The organism is Streptomyces sp. NPDC001980 (assembly GCF_040296885.1).
GTDB lineage: Bacteria > Actinomycetota > Actinomycetes > Streptomycetales > Streptomycetaceae > Streptomyces.
The window spans coordinates 1-15,394 of sequence record NZ_JBEOYD010000057.1 but is presented as its reverse complement, the minus strand read 5'-3'; the positions used below and the strand labels follow the sequence as shown (position 1 = coordinate 15,394).

The 15,394-nt window shown below is 73.5% G+C and carries 16 protein-coding genes and 2 pseudogenes; 8 read left to right on the top strand and 10 right to left on the bottom strand.

From position 1 onward, the window contains the following. The first annotated feature begins 75 nt into the window (after window positions 1–75). From ABT137_RS45860 to ABT137_RS45850, 3 genes are all read left to right on the top strand, one after another. Window positions 76–1,011 carry a catalase family peroxidase gene (locus ABT137_RS45860; RefSeq protein WP_351718809.1) on the top strand — a complete coding sequence of 312 codons (936 nt, stop codon included), beginning with the start codon at window positions 76–78 and terminating at the stop codon, window positions 1,009–1,011. 134 nt (window positions 1,012–1,145) lie between these two features. Then, complete coding sequence (locus tag ABT137_RS45855) at window positions 1,146–2,675, top strand: GMC family oxidoreductase (RefSeq protein WP_351718808.1); 1,530 nt, start codon at window positions 1,146–1,148, stop codon at window positions 2,673–2,675. Window positions 2,676–2,866: 191 nt separating this feature from the next. Beyond that, the gene (locus tag ABT137_RS45850; protein ID WP_351718805.1) at window positions 2,867–3,271 is read left to right on the top strand and encodes a hypothetical protein; all 405 of its coding nucleotides are present in this window, start codon (window positions 2,867–2,869) and stop codon (window positions 3,269–3,271) included. A gap of 63 nt (window positions 3,272–3,334) precedes the next feature. Here the strand turns inward: ABT137_RS45850 and ABT137_RS45845 are convergent, their stop codons facing one another. Then, window positions 3,335–3,988 carry a response regulator gene (locus ABT137_RS45845; protein ID WP_351718802.1) on the bottom strand — a complete coding sequence of 218 codons (654 nt, stop codon included), beginning with the start codon at window positions 3,986–3,988 and terminating at the stop codon, window positions 3,335–3,337. Continuing rightward, the gene (locus ABT137_RS45840) at window positions 3,976–5,127 is read right to left on the bottom strand and encodes a sensor histidine kinase (protein ID WP_351718799.1); all 1,152 of its coding nucleotides are present in this window, start codon (window positions 5,125–5,127) and stop codon (window positions 3,976–3,978) included. Before ABT137_RS45840 ends, ABT137_RS45845 begins: the two co-directional genes overlap by 13 nt. Window positions 5,128–5,276: 149 nt before the next feature. On the opposite strand from ABT137_RS45840, the gene ABT137_RS45835 reads away from it, so the two are divergent. Continuing rightward, a complete protein-coding gene (locus tag ABT137_RS45835) occupies window positions 5,277–5,585 on the top strand; it encodes a hypothetical protein (protein ID WP_351718797.1) in 309 nt (102 codons plus the stop codon). A 24-nt stretch (window positions 5,586–5,609) separates the two neighbouring features. On the opposite strand, the gene ABT137_RS45830 is transcribed toward ABT137_RS45835, so the two are convergent. Next, a complete protein-coding gene (locus tag ABT137_RS45830) occupies window positions 5,610–5,813 on the bottom strand; it encodes a cold-shock protein (RefSeq protein WP_181809315.1) in 204 nt (67 codons plus the stop codon). A 311-nt stretch (window positions 5,814–6,124) separates the two neighbouring features. Here ABT137_RS45830 and ABT137_RS45825 point away from each other — a divergent pair, with 311 nt between their 5' ends. Continuing rightward, the gene (locus ABT137_RS45825) at window positions 6,125–6,520 is read left to right on the top strand and encodes a hypothetical protein (protein WP_351718794.1); all 396 of its coding nucleotides are present in this window, start codon (window positions 6,125–6,127) and stop codon (window positions 6,518–6,520) included. Window positions 6,521–6,546: 26 nt separating this feature from the next. Here ABT137_RS45825 and ABT137_RS45820 read toward each other — a convergent pair whose 3' ends face one another. Further along, window positions 6,547–7,392, bottom strand: a complete 846-nt coding sequence (locus ABT137_RS45820; RefSeq protein ID WP_351718791.1) for a helix-turn-helix domain-containing protein — start codon at window positions 7,390–7,392, stop codon at window positions 6,547–6,549. A 102-nt stretch (window positions 7,393–7,494) separates the two neighbouring features. Here ABT137_RS45820 and ABT137_RS45815 point away from each other — a divergent pair, with 102 nt between their 5' ends. Further along, the gene (locus tag ABT137_RS45815; protein ID WP_351718789.1) at window positions 7,495–8,202 is read left to right on the top strand and encodes an SDR family oxidoreductase; all 708 of its coding nucleotides are present in this window, start codon (window positions 7,495–7,497) and stop codon (window positions 8,200–8,202) included. A 40-nt stretch (window positions 8,203–8,242) separates the two neighbouring features. Here the strand turns inward: ABT137_RS45815 and ABT137_RS45810 are convergent, their stop codons facing one another. The 4 genes and pseudogenes from ABT137_RS45810 to ABT137_RS45795 form a co-directional block, all read right to left on the bottom strand. After that, the gene (locus tag ABT137_RS45810) at window positions 8,243–9,040 is read right to left on the bottom strand and encodes an SCO2400 family protein (RefSeq protein ID WP_351718786.1); all 798 of its coding nucleotides are present in this window, start codon (window positions 9,038–9,040) and stop codon (window positions 8,243–8,245) included. 227 nt (window positions 9,041–9,267) lie between these two features. Further along, window positions 9,268–10,842: a tannase/feruloyl esterase family alpha/beta hydrolase gene (locus ABT137_RS45805; protein WP_351718784.1), complete on the bottom strand. Its 1,575-nt coding sequence runs from the start codon at window positions 10,840–10,842 to the stop codon at window positions 9,268–9,270. Between the two features lie 387 nt (window positions 10,843–11,229). Beyond that, window positions 11,230–11,448 (bottom strand): annotated as a pseudogene (locus ABT137_RS45800) (MFS transporter); the annotation flags it as partial. A gap of 103 nt (window positions 11,449–11,551) precedes the next feature. Continuing rightward, the gene (locus ABT137_RS45795; RefSeq protein ID WP_351718781.1) at window positions 11,552–12,007 is read right to left on the bottom strand and encodes a PaaI family thioesterase; all 456 of its coding nucleotides are present in this window, start codon (window positions 12,005–12,007) and stop codon (window positions 11,552–11,554) included. A 236-nt stretch (window positions 12,008–12,243) separates the two neighbouring features. Between ABT137_RS45795 and ABT137_RS45790 the strand changes: the two genes are divergently transcribed. Then, window positions 12,244–13,617 (top strand): Fic family protein, encoded by a 1,374-nt coding sequence (locus ABT137_RS45790; RefSeq protein WP_351718778.1) that lies wholly within the window; start codon window positions 12,244–12,246, stop codon window positions 13,615–13,617. A gap of 15 nt (window positions 13,618–13,632) precedes the next feature. Here ABT137_RS45790 and ABT137_RS45785 read toward each other — a convergent pair whose 3' ends face one another. Beyond that, window positions 13,633–14,499, bottom strand: a complete 867-nt coding sequence (locus ABT137_RS45785; protein ID WP_351718775.1) for a class I SAM-dependent methyltransferase — start codon at window positions 14,497–14,499, stop codon at window positions 13,633–13,635. 387 nt (window positions 14,500–14,886) lie between these two features. Here ABT137_RS45785 and ABT137_RS45780 point away from each other — a divergent pair, with 387 nt between their 5' ends. Further along, entirely contained in the window at window positions 14,887–15,237 is a 351-nt protein-coding gene (locus ABT137_RS45780; protein ID WP_351718772.1) for a 5-carboxymethyl-2-hydroxymuconate Delta-isomerase, read from the top strand. A gap of 28 nt (window positions 15,238–15,265) precedes the next feature. On the opposite strand, the pseudogene ABT137_RS45775 reads toward ABT137_RS45780, so the two are convergent. Continuing rightward, window positions 15,266–15,394 (bottom strand): annotated as a pseudogene (locus ABT137_RS45775) (esterase); the annotation flags it as partial.

The following is a 15,394-nucleotide window of genomic DNA, read 5'->3' as shown; positions in this document are numbered from 1 at the left end:
CTCGTAGACGCAGCGTTGCGGTGCCGGCGGACAGCCCGCCGGACCCCGTACCCGTCTCGTCCTTGGAGGATTGCCATGCCCAACAGTTCAGCCGGCCGGGCCCTGGCCGTTCAGGTGGTCGACAGCATGGAGCGCATGAGCGGGGGGAGGCAGCCGGGACACCGCCGCTCCAGTGCCCGGGGGGTCGGCTTCCGGGCCGTGTTCACTCCCACCGGGGCCGCCGCGGCCCTGACCACGGCGGCACACCTGCAGGCGCGGCCGGTAGCCGCCACCGTGCGGTTCTCGAACTCCGAGGGAAACCCCCGCACCCCCGACACCGCCCCGGTCACCCGCGGCATGGCCACTCGCTTCCACCTGCACGACGGCACCGACACCGATCTCGTCGCCCTCACCGTCCCCCGGTTCGTCGCCGCCACTCCCCGGGAGTTCCTCGACCTGACCGAGGCCCTGCGCCCCGACCCCGTCAGCGGTCACCCCGACCCGTCCCGGGTGCACGCTTTCGTCCAGGCCCACCCGCACCTCGCCGAAGCCGTCGCACAGCAGCCTCCCGTACCGGTCAGCTATGCCTCCGCCGCCTACTGGGCCGTCCACGCCTTCGTCTGGGTCGATGCGGCCGGGACCGGGCGGGCCGTGCGGTACCGCTGGGAACCGGAGGCCGGCCGCCTCGCCCTGACCGCCGACCAGGCGGCCACCCGCACCGCCCACTACCTGACCGACGAGATCCGCGGGCGGCTGGAGCGTGCACCGGTCTCGTTCAGCCTCCGGGTCCAGCTCGCGGATCCTGGCGACCCCACCCACGACCCCACTACCACCTGGCCCGACCACCGCACGGAGATCACCGCCGGACGCCTGGAGATCACCGCACCCTGCGACGACCCGGACCACCGGAACACGCAGCCCTTCGACCCCACCCGTCTCACCGACGGCATCCAGCTCTCGGACGACCCCGTCCTCGCCTTCCGCAGCCACGCCTACGCCGAATCGCACCACCGGCGCAGCCACGGCCGATAGCTCCCCGAACCAGGGGGCGAAGCCGTCGCTCCGGCCGGCCGGAGCTGCCGACGATTCCGGTGAACCCCGCCACGGTGCCGTGCGTAGCCAGTGCGGCACCGGCCACGATCGCACCGATCTCAGGAGCAACGAGAATGACAGAACTGACCTATGACTACGTCGTCGTCGGAGGCGGCACCGCGGGCTGCGTGCTGGCCGCGCGGCTGTCGGAGGAGCCGGGCACCCGTGTGGTGCTCCTGGAGGCAGGCGGCGCGAGCGGCCCGGCGGAGATGTCGTACCCCGACCCCCTGGCGGCCTTCGCCCTGTGGGGTTCCCCCGTGGACTGGGCGTACGCCACGACCCCGCAGCCCGGCACCGGGGACGCCGTGCACGCGTGGCCGCGCGGCAGGGTGCTGGGCGGGTCGAGTGCCATCAACGGCATGGTGCACCACCGTGGCCACCCCGGCGGCTATGACGCCTGGGAGAAGCAGGGGGCGACGGACTGGAGTTACTCGACCCTGCTGCCGTTCTTCCGGCGCAGCGAGACGGCCGAGGGCCGTGACCCGTCGGTGCGCGGCACCGGCGGCCCCATGCGCATCGAGGCCGGGCCCGCCCCGAGCGCCTTCGCCGAGGCGGCCTTCCGAGCCGCCGTCGAGGCCGGGCACGAGCCGCTGGACGACGGAAACGGAGCGGCGAGCGAAGGCGTGTCGTGGCGGGAGACGAACGTCGCCGGGGGCCGGCGGCAGAGTGCCGCCGACGCCTATCTGAGCCCCGTCCTCGCCAGGCCCGACCTCACCGTGGTCACCGGGGCCCACGCCCGCCGGCTCCTGGTGGCGGGCGGACGCTGCCGAGGGGTGGAGTACACCGTCGCCGGTGAGGTGCGGACCGTCCTGGCCGAGCGGGAGACCGTCCTCGCCGCCGGCACGATCGGCTCCCCGCACCTGCTCATGGTCTCCGGGATCGGCCCCGCGGGGCACCTCCGGGACACCGGCGTCGAGGTCCTGGCCGATCTGCCGGGCGTCGGCGGCAATCTCCACGACCACGTGACCAGCTACGTCGTGCACGGCTCCCGGCAGCCGCTGCCGAGCGGCCCGTCCACCGAGGCGCAGGTGCTCACACGGAGCGCCGACGGCGTGGCCCCCGACCTGCTGCTGCTCTTCGCCGGGGCGGCGCTGCGGCCCAGGTGGACCGGGGCGGACCCCGGCGGCTGGTCCATCCTGTTCTCCCTCATGGACCCGAGCAGCCGGGGCGCCCTGCGGCTGCGGAGCGCCGACCCGGCCGTGCCTCCGCTGCTGGATCCGGCCTACCTCACCGACGAACGGGACCTCGACCGGCTCGTCGTCGGCCTGCGCCTCGCCCGCGAACTCGGTGCGACGCAGGCACTCGCACCCTGGCGGTCGACCGAGTCCAGCCCCGGCGCGGACGTCCGGGACGACGCTTCCTGCCGCGCGTACCTGCGGGCCACCGCGAGCACGTACTTCCATCCCGTGGGGACCTGCCGGATCGGCACGGACGAACTCGCCGTGGTGGACCCGCAGTTGCGGGTGCGCTCCGTCGCGGGACTGCGGATCGCGGACGCCTCGGTCATGCCGTCGATCGTGTCGGCGCCCACCAACGCGACGGTCCTCGCCATCGCCGAACGCGCGGCCCACCTGATGACCGGCACCGACTCACCCGGGTCGTAGTCCGCACCCGCCGGTGCCGCCGGGTCCCCGGCGCGGGCTCGTGGTGTAGCCCGCTACACCACGGACCCGGGAGCGGGCTTCCTCGTGCCGGAGCGCGGACGCCGGAATCGTGGATGCGGGAGATCGGCAGAGGTCGCAACGGACCGCCGGTCGGACCATCCCCTCGCATCCGGCTACCGAAGGACAGTTCCATGCATCCGCTCGCCCGTGTGAAGGCGTTCGTCTCCGATCTGCTGCTGTGGTCGTGCTTCGCCGGCGGACTGGCCGCGAGTTCCGCCTCCGGCGCCGTCCTCGACGGCACCCGGCAGGACATCGCCACCTACGCCGGCATCGGCGTCTCGCTCCTGACGGGCTCGCGCATCGCGAGGAAGCCGAAGATCAAGGCGTTCCTGGCGCGGCGGGGGACGCTCTGGTTCCTCTTCCTGTTCAACGGGGCCACGGCCGTCGCCATGTACGTCGCCCTGGACGGAGCGAAGGGCATCATGGGCGCCGCGTTCATGGGCCTGGTGTCCCTGGGCGCGGCCGGCGGCCTGGTCGCGAGCCACCGCAGGCCGAAGCCGGCCCGGGCCCGGGCGGCCGACCAGCCCTGGTCCTGAGCCGTGTCGCGACCGGCCACCCGCCCCGCTCACGCCCGCGGCGCGACCGGCCATGCGTCCCGATCACGCCCGTGGCGCGTGGGCCAGGTAGGCGAGGACGGCCAGCACCCGGCGGTGGCCGCTGTCGCTCGGCGGCAGGCCGAGCTTGAGGAAGACGTTGCCGATGTGCTTGTGGACCGCGCGCTCGGTGACGACGAGGGTGCCGGCGATGGTCGCGTTGTCGTGGCCCTGGGCCATCAGCCCCAGCACCTCGCGCTCGCGGGGTGTGAGGGAGTCGATCGGCGAGTCCTTGCGGCGGGTGAGGAGCTCGGTGACGACCTCGGGGTCCAGCGCGGTACCGCCGGCGGCGACCCGGTCCAGCGCGTCGAGGAACTCGTCGACCCGGCCGACCCGGTCCTTGAGCAGATACCCGACCCCGCTGGTCCCGCCGCCCAGCAGCTCACCGGCGTACGTCTCCTCCACGTACTGCGAGAGCACCAGCACCGGCAGCCCGGGCATCCGCTCCCGGGCCTCCAGCGCGGCCCGCAGCCCCTCGTCGCGGAAGCCCGGGGGCATCCGCACGTCGAGCACGGCCACGTCCGGGCGGTGCTCCAGGAGGGCGGGCATGATCTCGGGCCCGCTCCCGGCGACGGCCACGACCTCGTGCCCGGCCGAGGTCAGCAGCAGGACCAGTCCCTCCCGCAGGAGGGCGTTGTCCTCGGCGATCACCACACGCACGGCAACTCCACATCGATCACGGTCGGCCCCCCGACCGGGCTGGACACTTCCATGGTTCCGTCGAGCGCGGCGACCCGCCGCCGCATGCCCAGCAGCCCCGAGCCGCCTGCCTCGTCGGCCCCACCGCATCCCTCGTCGCGCACCCGCACCCGCAGGCCGCGCCGGACCCGGACGAGGCGGACCTCGGCACGGGACACTCCGCTGTACTTGGCGACGTTGGTCAGCGATTCGGCCACCGCGAAGTAGGCGGCCGCCTCCACCGCCGCGGGCGCCCGCACCCCCTGGTCCAGGCCCCCCTCGTCGACGGTCACCTCCAGTCCGCTGCTTGCCGCCAGCGCCCGGACCGCGCCGGCCAGGCCGCGGTCGCTCAGGATCGGCGGATGGATGCCGCGCACGACCTGCCGCAGCTCCGTCAGCGCCTTCTCGGCCTGTTCCTGGGCCTCGTCGAGGAGCCGGAGGCCGGTGTCGCGATCCCCGCCGTAGGCACGCCGGGCGAGCCCGATGCGTACGGACAGGGCCACCAGCTGCGCCTGCGCGCCGTCGTGCAGGTCGCGCTCGATCCGGCGCAGTTCGGCCTCGTGCGCGGCGATGGCGTCGGCGCGGGTCGCGGCCAGTTCCTCGACCCGGGCCGCCAGCTGGGCCTGCGGGGACGGTTTGAGCAGCGCGGTCGACCAGTCGGCCTCCAGGTCCGCGAGCCGCACGATCAGCGGCAGGACGACCGCCTCGCGGCGCAGCAGCCCGCACCACAGACCGTCGACGACCAGACCCACCGGCCACAGGGGCACGGCGAGCGCGAGCAGCGCGCCGTAGAACCAGTACGCGACCAGCCAACGCGCGTCGGTGCGCGTGCCCGGATCCCGCACGGACTTGACGATCCGCTGGCGCATCGTCCCGGTCAGGGGCTGGTACGCCTCGGGGATCCGCACCCCGGTCCAGGCGGCGGTCAGGCTCCGCTTGGCCCCCGCGATCCGCCGGATCAGCAGCACCGTCTCGGGCAGCAGCCAGACACCGACGACCACGACCGCGCCGACCGCGGTGATCAGGAGGACGGTGATGAAGATCCACGTTCCGAACGCCATCGCGGCGGCCAGGGAGAGGTGGACCGTGGCCCGCCCGGCGCGCCGCACCGATTTCCACATGAAAGGAAGCTAAAGGCTTTGCTTGAGTTACGCAAGTTTCCGTTGCGGGCTCGCACGGGTACGGGCCGGAAGCCGGGGGTTGACCTCAAGTCCGGTTGAGTTTCCAGGTTGGGCCGTGTCGATGCCGGCTCGTTGGAGAGGAAACGACCATGAGGACACCGGTGCTCGGAAGGACGCCCGCCAGGGTGACGGCGGTCCTGGCCACGCTGCGCACGGACGGCTTCGACGCGGAAGGGGTGAGCACCGACGAGGAGGCTCTGAAACTCCTGGCGACCGAGGAGTTCGGAGTGCTGATCATCGGCGGGGGCGTGGGACCCGAGTCCCGCGCGACGATCAAGGAATTCGCGGCGGAACACCGGGTACGGCACGTCATCGACGGCGCGCTGTCGGAGCCGTTCGACGTCTACGTGCGGCGGCAGTTCGAGCCGCTGATCCGCATGGCCGCCTCCGAGAGGTGACGGCCATGCACCGACCGGGCCGGGCTAGACCGCCCGGACCTGCTGCGCCTGCGGGCCCTTGGTCCCCTGCCCGATCTCGAACTCGACGCGCTGGCCCTCGTCCAGGCTTCGGTAGCCGCTGCCCTGGACCTCCGAGTAGTGCACGAACACGTCAGGGCCGCCGCCGTCCTGCTCGATGAACCCGAACCCCTTCTCCGCGTTGAACCACTTGACGCTGCCCTGAGCCATTCCTGTGTCCCTCGTCTCGTTGCCACGACCCGAATCGTCGCGGACCGCGACCATCCTGCCCCCACAGCGGGAGCGGAAACGTCGTCGGACCAAAACAACCACCCGGACGGGGCAGTCCCTGCGCGGGCCCCGCCGCCCCGGTCGTGCGGGCGGCCCGACGGGTGTACGGCCCTTCCGAGTCGGACAGGGTGGAGCGGCCTACACCCCGGGTCCGGGGGCCCGCTCCCTCGTCGCCGGCGGCGGCCGACGGAATCGTGGGCGGTACCGACCGCCGGAGCGCCGAGCTCCCGCCGCCAGAAGGGACCGACCTCATGGCCGTCGACCGACGCCGACGCACCACCGCCCTCGCCACCGCCGCAGCCGCCGTCGCCCTGACCGCCGCCCTCGCCACCGCGTGCGACCCCGACGACTCGCTGGACTGCCTCACGAGCGCCGACTCCATCGCGGACAGCATCACGGCCGTCAACCGGGCGGGCGCCGACGCGATCAAGGACCCGGCACGGACCGGGGAGTCCATCACCACCATCGAGAACAACCTGGACAAGATCAGTGGCAGGACGGACGACGGCAAGGTCGGCAAAGCGGTCGACGACCTCGACACGGCGCTCCGGGACTACAACAGGGCCGTCCTGAACGGAGACACCGCCCCCGACTCCAGCGGGATCGACGCCGCGGCGGACAGGCTGAAGGAGGCGTGCACGCCGTGACGCGGTCTCCGGGCCCCGCCGGAGCGTCAGTGCTTTCCGGCCAGGCTCTGGGTGCCGAGCACCGAGATCAGCTCCAGTTTCTCGGCGGCCTCGGTGCCCGGCTCGGCCGAGTACACGAGGATGCGCAGGTCGTGCTCCTCGACCCGGAGGTGGTCGCAGTCCAGCGTGAGGGCGCCCACCTGCGGATGCTCGACCGTCTTCCGCGACGCCTCCAGCCGGCCCACGCCCCCCGCGTCCCACAGTTCGGCGAACCGCCTGCTCTCCGCCCGCAACTCGGAGATCATCCGCTGCAGTTGGCGGTCGGCCGGATAGCGGGCGGCCGTCGAGCGCAGCTCGGCGACCATGCCGACCTCGAAGGCCTGCCGCTCCCCGGGGGTGTGCCGCACGCGCGTCGGCCGGCCGAGGAAGTTGCGCCACACGCCGTTGCGCTCGAAGCCCCGCAGCCCGGACGGATCACCCATCAGCGCCGCGTACATCGGGTTGGTCACCAGCAGGGTCATGGCCGCGTCGGACACCGCGACGGGCGTGCCGGCCAGCCGGTCGAGGAGCCGCTGGACACTGGGCGTGAGGTAGGCGGGCACCATGTCGGGACCCGGCGGCACCAGCCCCGCCAGCCCGAACAGGTACGTCCGCTCGTCCGCGGACAGCCGCAGCGCCCGGGCCAGCGCCTCGACCACCTGCACGGACGGATTGCTCGCCCGGCCCTGTTCGAGGCGCGTGACGTAGTCGACCGAGATCCCGGCCAGCAGCGCCAGCTCCTCGCGCCGAAGCCCCGCCGCGCGCCGCTGGCCGCCGGCCGGCAGCCCGGCGGCATCCGGGGGGACGCGGTCGCGCCAGCGCCGCAGTGCCTGTCCGAGTTCCGTCGCCGTCATACCCCCAGTCAACACGGTCGGCCCCGGCTGTGCCTGGTACCCGCAGTCCCAGGAAGAAGGGTCTTCTGGCTGCTCGCGCGGCCCGGGCGCAGTCTTGGGGGCATGACGACAACACTGATCACCGGAGCCAACAAGGGCATCGGGTACGAAACCGCCCGCCAGCTCATCGCCGCAGGTCACACCGTGTACATCGGAGCCCGGGACGCCGAGCGCGGACGCCGGGCCGCCGGGGAACTGGGCGCCAGGTTCGTCCTCCTCGACGTCACCGACGACGCCTCGGTCGAGGCCGCGGCCCAGCGGATCGAGGCCGACGGCGGCCTCGACGTCCTGGTCAACAACGCCGGGATCGAGTCCCGGAACGCGGACAACAGCGTCCCCACGGCCCGGACCGTGACCGCCGACCAGATGCGGAACACCTTCGAGACGAACGTCTTCGGTGTCGTCCGCGTCCTGCACGCCTTCCTGCCCCTGCTGGAGCGCTCGGCGGCACCGGTCGTGGTCAACGTCAGCAGCGGCCTGGCCTCGCTGACGGCCCTCTCCGACCCCGAGCACCCCGCGCACTTCTACCCGGGTATCGCCTACCCGACGTCCAAGACCGCGGTCAACATGCTCACCGTGCAGTTCGCGAAGGCGTTCCCGGTCCTGCGGATCAACTCCGTCGAGCCCGGCTTCACCAAGACGGACCTGAACGGCAACACCGGCACGCAGACCGTGGAGCAGGGCGCCGAGATCATCGTCAGGATGGCGCAGATCGGCCCGGACGGACCGACCGGCGGCTACTTCGACGTCAACGGCCGACTGCCCTGGTGACGCACGGCCGAACCGGCCGGGGCGCGGCGCCCCGGCCGGTTCAGCCGAGGCAGATGACCAGCAGGCAGAGGTGCGAGGGCGAGGTCGCGGACGCGGTCGGTGCGGGACTCGCCGACGATGCCGAGGTGCCGGTGGCGGCGGGCGTCGTGGCGGTGGCGGTGGGCGTGGGCGTGGCCGTCGGCTCCGCCGCCGCGCCGGTCGTGGTGCCGGCCACCGTGGCGGCGGAGTGCGGCCGGGCGGCGGAGGTCGCCGCGCGGGTCGCGGAGGTGGCGGTGTCCTGACCGGGCGTCGGCGTGGCATGGGGCACGCCGGTGCTCTGCTCCCGCGGGGCGTTCGCCGTCGCCGAGCGGGCGGAGGGCGTGGGGTCCGGGGCCCGGTGCCGGCCGGTCGGTGCCGACGCCGCCGGGTCGGCGTCCGTGGCCTGCTCGTCGGCGAGGCCCATGGGCCGGTTGTCCGGCGCCGTGGCCGCCTGGGCCCGGTCGCCGCCCTGCCGGTCCAGGGAGGCGACGGTCAGTCCGCCGCCGACCAGGGCGACCGCGGTGGCTACCACGGCCCGCCGCTGGTTCTTCTTCCAGCGGGCCCGCTGACGCCGCCGGGCCGCCCGGCCCTGCGGTGCGGACGGTGGGGCGTCGGGGCCGGCGTACGGGTCCTCGGCGGCCTCTTCGGCGTACGCGTCCGGGTCGGACCACGCGGTGTCGGCCGGGGCCTGCCAGGCCGCCGCGCCGGACGTCGCCGGAGCCGGGACGGCGCGCGGGGCGATGTCCGGGGCGTAGGCGCCGCAACCGGGGCACGCCAAGGCGCCGTTGAGGTGCCGACGGCACGAGGAGCAGTAGTCCATCCGCGTCTTCCTGACTCGACTGCGCCGGCGGCGTTGTGCGCCGTGGCCTGAACTCGATCGCACGTGGGATCGAACGGCCAGAACGGTAGCGAGCCTTTGGCCAGGCAGTGTGCAGCCTGTGTGTCGCTTCTGCGCAGATGCCGTCCGGGTCCGCGCACAGCCCCGTTCGAACGGGTCCTGGGCTCCGCCCGGGAGACGGGTTCCCGGGCGGAGCGGGGGAGTGGCCGTCAGCGGCGGCAGGTGTAGCTCGCGGCCGCCGTGGTCGGGCCGTGGCCCGTGTAGCGGGCGTGCAGCGGGTAGCGGCAGAGGTCGCGGGTGACGACCGTGCCGTCGGCGGCGGTGCTGGCCGCGGGCAGGGTCTCGGGGGCCTTGCCGTGTTCCACCCAGTTCACGACGGCGGACAGCGGATCGGTGGGCACCGGGCCGTTGCCGCCGGCGCAGTGCCCGACGCCGGGCGCGAGGAAGACCCGGTAGAACGAGTCGACCTGCCGGGCGCCGCCCATCGTCTGCTCGACCCGCTCGCGGTAGTCGACCGTGCCCTCGGGCATGATCAGCGGATCGGAGAGCCCGTGCCAGGTGACCATCTTGCCGCCGGCCGCCTCGAAGGCGCTCAGGTCGGGGTCGTCGGTGCCGATGACCTTGTTGTACTCGCGCTGGGACTGGCGGAAGAGACGCTCGAACCCGGCGTAGGTGAGCGTCGACGTGTCGAAGTCCGGGTCCTGCTTGAGGAAGTACTTGATCCAGTCGGCGCTGATGGAGAACGGCGCCCCGGTGAGCGTCCCGTCGGCGGCCGCGGTGGTGCCGGCCAGGAGGGCCAGCGGGGCGCTCCGGTTCAGGCCGTACCAGAGGGACGTGCCGGCGCCGGTGGTCGGCCCCTCCCAGATGCGGGCGACGACCGCGGCGTCCTCGGCGCTGATCCGGATCGTCCGGCCCTGGCAGGTCACCTGGTCGCCGATCAGCGTCCGGGGGTCGAAGCCGCACCGGTCGGGGTCGTCGACGACACCGTCCACCACTCCGTCGTCGCCGTCGCAGGACGTGACCGCCGCCTGGGTGAAGGCGTTCAGCTCGCAGGAACTCAGCAGGTCGCCAGACTGCTCCATCACCACCTGCGGCCAGAGCTCGGCGGGGACGAAGCGGTCCCAGTTGACGGCGGGTGCCGCGGCCACGATGCCGTTGAAGTCGTCGGGATACCGCTGGGCCATCATCAGCCCCTGCCGCCCGCCGGTCGAGCAGCCGTTCCAGTACGAGGAGAAGTCGCCGCCGCCGTAGAAGGCGGCCGTCAGCTGCTTGCCGGCCACGGCCAGGTCGTGCAGGGAGCGGCCGGCGAAGTTCTCCAGCAGCCCCGAGTCGACCCGGCCCTGCGCGTCCAGCGCCCACGCCGACGGATCCGCGGCGTTGGAAGAGACTCCGGCGTCGGTGGTGGCCGCCGCGTAGCCGCTCATGGTCGCCTGGGTGAGGCCGTCCTCGCTCGCCCCGGCGGCGTACCCACCGCCGCCCAGGGCCTCGAAGCGACCGTTCCACGAGGTCAGCGGGAGCAGCTCACGGTTCGTCACCCGGTCGCCCACGCCCGGGTGCGAGAGCACCACGGTCACGTCGCAGACGGCGGGCACGGAGTCGCCCCGGGCGGGACGGACGGCTGCGGTCATCGACTCGACGTGCGCTCCGCTCACCCGGGGCGCCGACAGGCCGGTACAGGCCTGCTCCGGCGACGACCGTGCGGAGACCGCGCTCGCCGGCTGTGCCGGGGACGTCAGGGCGAAGACGGCGAGGACGGGGCAGAGCAGGGCGAGCAGGCGCTTCATCTGGCTCCTCGGAGGCTCTGTTCGGGCCGGCGGACCCGGCCCGACGGGTGGGTGCCCCGGCAACCTGGCAGACGCGGGAGCGAGCGGCATCGGAGGTTCCGCCAGGGTTGTCCCGGGGTGCCGTCGAGACGTCCGGCGTATCGATCGCGCACCGTCGCGTCCGTATCGCCGGTGGCCAGCCCGTTCGTCGGGCAGAGCGCGCACACGACCGGCCGCCGAGCCGGGCCCGGGACGCCGTGACCGCACCAGCCCGCCGCAGCGACCGGTGCGGCCGCCGCTGACGCCGCGGTACGTCGCGCGCCTGCGATCCCCGGTGTCCTACCGGGGCAGGAGCCGGCGACCTGGACGCGTACTGCGGATTCAGTAGCCCGTCCTGCGGATTCAGCAGCCGGCGGTGCCAGTAGCGACCGCCGACAGCGACACCCGAAGACTCCCGGAGACGAGCTCCAGCAGCCCGACCGGCAGGTTCTCGGCCGTGTTGAACGTGAACGCGGCCAGCATCAGGGCCACGAGCACGGCCGGTCCGCGCCACGAGGCCGACCGCTCCCCGACGGCACGGTCCCGTCCGGTCCCCGGTCGTCGCGCCTGCCCGGCCACACCTTCCATCCGACCAGCTCACCGGGCTCACCTGCCCGGCCGCAACACAATTGATCGTCGGGCCACGCCAGACGCCGCGGGTGCGGCTCGGCCGAAGCCGTGCGGGCGGAACTCAGCCGGTGCCGCCCAGGCGGATCAGCGTCTGCTGGCCGTTGGCCACCAGGGTGCGTTCGCCGTCGTCCCGGACGCCGTACACCTCCAGCCGGCACACGGTCAGGGTCCGGCCGGACTTCAGCACCGTGCCGATCGCCTCGATGTGTTCGCCGACGGCGGGCGCGAGCAGGTTGATCTTGTACTCGACGGTGAGGACCTCGCAGTCCTCGGGGAACAGGGTGAGCGCCGCGTAGCCGCCGGCGCTGTCCGCGACCGCACTGGTGGCGCCGGCGTGGATGTAACCGTGCTGCTGGGTCACCTCGGGACGGGCCGGCAGCACGATGTGCACACGGCCCGGTGCGATCTTCGTGATCCGCGCGCCGAGATGGGCCATCAGCCCCTGCCCGTCGAAGCTGTCCTGAACACGCTTGCGGACCACGGGGCTTGCCTCGTCCTGCTGCGTCCGGTCGTTCACGTACGTGCTCTCCTTCCGGGGGCTGCGCATGTTTCGCCGCGTCAGGAAGGCTAGGCCGGATCCGCCGGAAGGTGTTTCCGGATCCACCCCGGGACCGCCGCCGACCGGCAAGGAATTTCTCCGTAGGTGCCGCGGACCGGGAAATCCGTACCGAGCCGCGGAAGGAAGGCCCCCGGCGCGGCCGCCGGAGGTCAATTCAGTTGCCCGGCCGCGGGACGGCCGAGGAGGCTTGCGCCGTGAAGTCCGTGCTGTGGCCGTTCGACCTGTCCTGGGACGAGGCGGACCCCGCCCGTCATCCGTTCGACCACGCGGCGGCGGCGCGGGTGGTGCGCTCGCTCGGTCCGGCCCGATGTGTCCCGAGCCCCCCTGACGTATCGCCGGCCGATCGGGCGATGAGTACCTGGAGCAATGGCGACGGCAATCTCTGGGCGAAATCCATGTCGTACGCCCTGATGGAGCGTTACGGACGCTGGGCCGTGGGCTGGCGCTGGGCGCACGACGAAGGGGACTTCGGCGGCGGGCCCGTCGGGAGCTGGTGCTGCCCGCGGGATTCGGTCACCACCCCTGAGGAGACGCTCGACCGGGTCGTCGCGGCGCTGTGCGAGTGGCGGGCGTGGCTGGAGAGCCTCGCCGGGCGGTTCGAGGCGTATCCGCTGGATCCGGCCGGTATCGAGGACCAGCGGATCCTGTGGGAGCGCGCCGCCCGGAACCTGATCCTCCAGGTCGTCGACCGTACCGGCTGCGGCAGCGGCTGGCACGGGCACTGCGAGCAGGTGCTCGGCTGGTTCCTCGGCCGCTGGGGATTCGCACCGGACGACGCCCGCGACCTCGTCGACGAGGCGGTCGGCGGGCGGTTCCACAGCTGGACCGGCCCCGACACCGTGCTGGTCGACGACATCGCGGAGCGCCTCGCGCGGTCGCTGCCGCCGTCCGGCGGACCGCGGACACCCGCCGGGCCGGCCGTCGACCACCTGGCACGGTGGCTCGCCGTACGCGAGACCGTGCCCTGGCAGGAGGCCTCCCACCGCGGCGGGGACGGACCGGTGACACCGACGCGCGACGGCGCGGCCGAGGACATCCGCGTCTTCGACCATGCCCTGGACCCCGCCCGCGCCGAGGGACTGCTCGCCGCGCTCGAACGGCTCCGGGCCGACGCGGCGTACGGCGCGCCGCTCGACTTCGCACTGCTCCAGGGCTGGCAGCAGCACGTCCTGGGCACCGCACGGCCGCTTGCGTTTCGCACCCTGCCCGCCTTCGCCAAACGCGGCCGGGAGCGCTACGGCATCGCCCCGGACACCCGGGCCCGCCTCGACGCCTGCCTGGCCGAAAGCGCCGAGGACCGTGGCGCGCCGCTCCCGCTGACCGCCCGAGCCGCCCGCGCCTACCTCGACGTCTGCTTCTTCCACCCCTTCGACGACGGGAACGCCCGCTCCGCCTTCCTCGTCCTGGTCTTCGTCCTCGCCCGCGAAGGCGTCACGCTCGACGACGTCAGCCTGCTCCGCCGCGTCACCTTCCAGGCCGACAACCCCCGGGACGCGGTGGCGCTCACCGGCTACATCGACCTCCACCTCGCGGAGACCCGGAGCCAGGCCACCGCCCCGGCCTCCTGACCGGGGCCCCGCCGATCAGGAGGAGGACCCGTCCTCGGCCTTCCAGCCCCAGGCGGTGAGCATGCCGGCCGACAGCGCGGCACACTCCTCGGAGGCCAGGTACCGGATCGCCGCGTCCACGGCCGCGTCGTCGACCAGGCCGGTGGCGAGCATCGCCGCTCGGCTCCGCTTCCAGGTGTCCGCCCAGAAGCGGCTGACGGGACTGCCCGCAAGCAACGGCGGCACATGGATCTCGGCGGCCACGGACCCGAGCCCCGCACCGCGCAGCAACTGCGGATACGACGGCACCCAGGAGACGTCCGTGCCGATGGTGGCCCGCAGCCCCTGCCACATGGCCCGCATCACCGTGGTGTACGGCGTGTCGGGCGTCCGGTCGCTCGTCAGGTCGACCGCGTCGCCGAGCACCAGCACACCGCCGGGCGCGACGAGTTCGGCCAGCGTCGTGATCAGGCGCTCGTGCTCGGGCAGGTGCATCAGCACGAAGCGCGCGTGGACGAGCCGGAACCGGCCGGGGACGACGTCCGGGGCGGCGCTGCCGGCGGCGGTGAGGTCGGCGGTGGTGATGTCGGCGGTGGTGATGTCGGCCGTGATGTCGGCCTCCAGCACGTCGAGCCCGGGCCGCTCGGCGAGGAACCGGACGTCGCGGTCCACGGCGAGCACGCTCTCCACCCCGGCCTCGTCCAGCAGCCGGCGGGCGATCGTGCCGGTGCCGGCCCCCACGTCGAGGCAACGCCACCCCGGCCCGGCGCCGAGCGCCCGCAGCCGCGCCATGGTGATGTCGTCGTAGGCAAGGGCGCCGACGTCGATGCGCCGGCCCTCGCCGGCCTGTTCGGAACGGAAGGCGGCCTCGCCGTAGCGGCCGCCGCCCGCGGCGGCGGTCACGCCGCCGCCGGGGTGCCGCCGGGACCGCCGTGGAACCCGGACAGCCGGAACAGCGGTTCGTCGAAGAGTTTCATGGCCGGGCCTTCGCAGGTGTGGGGGGTACCGGGCGGCCCGTCCCGGGGCCGCCCGCCCCACCGATCCTCCGCCGACACCCGCCCGCACGGCCGAGGCGCGCCGCGCGAGCGGCCGATCGGGGCAAGGGGCGAGCACGTGGTCCACCAGCCCGCCGGACGTCCCGACCGGTCGGGCCCCTCCGCCGGACCTCCGGCAGATCGACGGCTGATACAACTAACTTCGCCGCACACGAGTACACGCGTCGTGCCGGGGGTGACCGTCACAGCGGAACACGGTCGAGGAAGCCGGCCGGCCAAGAGGATCAGGGTTGCCATGCCGCACATCACCGTCGACTACTCCCCGCGGATCGCCGACTCCTTCGACCTGCGGGTCTTCGCGGCAGAGCTCCAGCCGACGGTGGTGGAGGGCAGCGGTTCGGCGGGCACGTGCAAGACGCTGTTCCGGCAGGCGGCCGAGGCCCGGCCGGCGGACCGGCACGGCGATGCGGCGGACTTCGTGCACGTGGAGGTGGGGCTGCTCCCCGGGCGGCCCGACGCGGTCAAGGCCCGGCTGTCCGAGGACGTGCTCGCCCTGCTGGAAAAGCACCTGGGTGCGCCCCATGCCGTGGTCTGCTCCGTGGAGGTGCGTGACCTGGGCGGCCCGTACCGTCTCCGGACCTTCTGAGCCGCACTCGACGGGCCGCCACCGGCCGTCAGTCGGTGTGGAGGGCCGTGTGGAGGGTGCGTACGGCGAGGGTGATGGCGGCTTCGGCGGCGTGGGTCTCGCGCAGGGCGTTGAGCATGACGAAGTCGTGGATGATGCCCTGGAAGCGGACGGCGGT

Coding starts and splice junctions, on each gene's coding strand:
- ABT137_RS45840 (WP_351718799.1), bottom strand. CDS start 5,127: ATGTGGAAATCGGTGCGGCGCGCCGGGCGGGCCACGGTCCACCTCTCC.
- ABT137_RS45860 (WP_351718809.1), top strand. CDS start 76: ATGCCCAACAGTTCAGCCGGCCGGGCCCTGGCCGTTCAGGTGGTCGAC.
- ABT137_RS45815 (WP_351718789.1), top strand. CDS start 7,495: ATGACGACAACACTGATCACCGGAGCCAACAAGGGCATCGGGTACGAA.
- ABT137_RS45835 (WP_351718797.1), top strand. CDS start 5,277: ATGAGGACACCGGTGCTCGGAAGGACGCCCGCCAGGGTGACGGCGGTC.
- ABT137_RS45850 (WP_351718805.1), top strand. CDS start 2,867: ATGCATCCGCTCGCCCGTGTGAAGGCGTTCGTCTCCGATCTGCTGCTG.
- ABT137_RS45780 (WP_351718772.1), top strand. CDS start 14,887: ATGCCGCACATCACCGTCGACTACTCCCCGCGGATCGCCGACTCCTTC.
- ABT137_RS45820 (WP_351718791.1), bottom strand. CDS start 7,392: ATGACGGCGACGGAACTCGGACAGGCACTGCGGCGCTGGCGCGACCGC.
- ABT137_RS45805 (WP_351718784.1), bottom strand. CDS start 10,842: ATGAAGCGCCTGCTCGCCCTGCTCTGCCCCGTCCTCGCCGTCTTCGCC.
- ABT137_RS45810 (WP_351718786.1), bottom strand. CDS start 9,040: ATGGACTACTGCTCCTCGTGCCGTCGGCACCTCAACGGCGCCTTGGCG.
- ABT137_RS45825 (WP_351718794.1), top strand. CDS start 6,125: ATGGCCGTCGACCGACGCCGACGCACCACCGCCCTCGCCACCGCCGCA.
- ABT137_RS45830 (WP_181809315.1), bottom strand. CDS start 5,813: ATGGCTCAGGGCAGCGTCAAGTGGTTCAACGCGGAGAAGGGGTTCGGG.
- ABT137_RS45855 (WP_351718808.1), top strand. CDS start 1,146: ATGACAGAACTGACCTATGACTACGTCGTCGTCGGAGGCGGCACCGCG.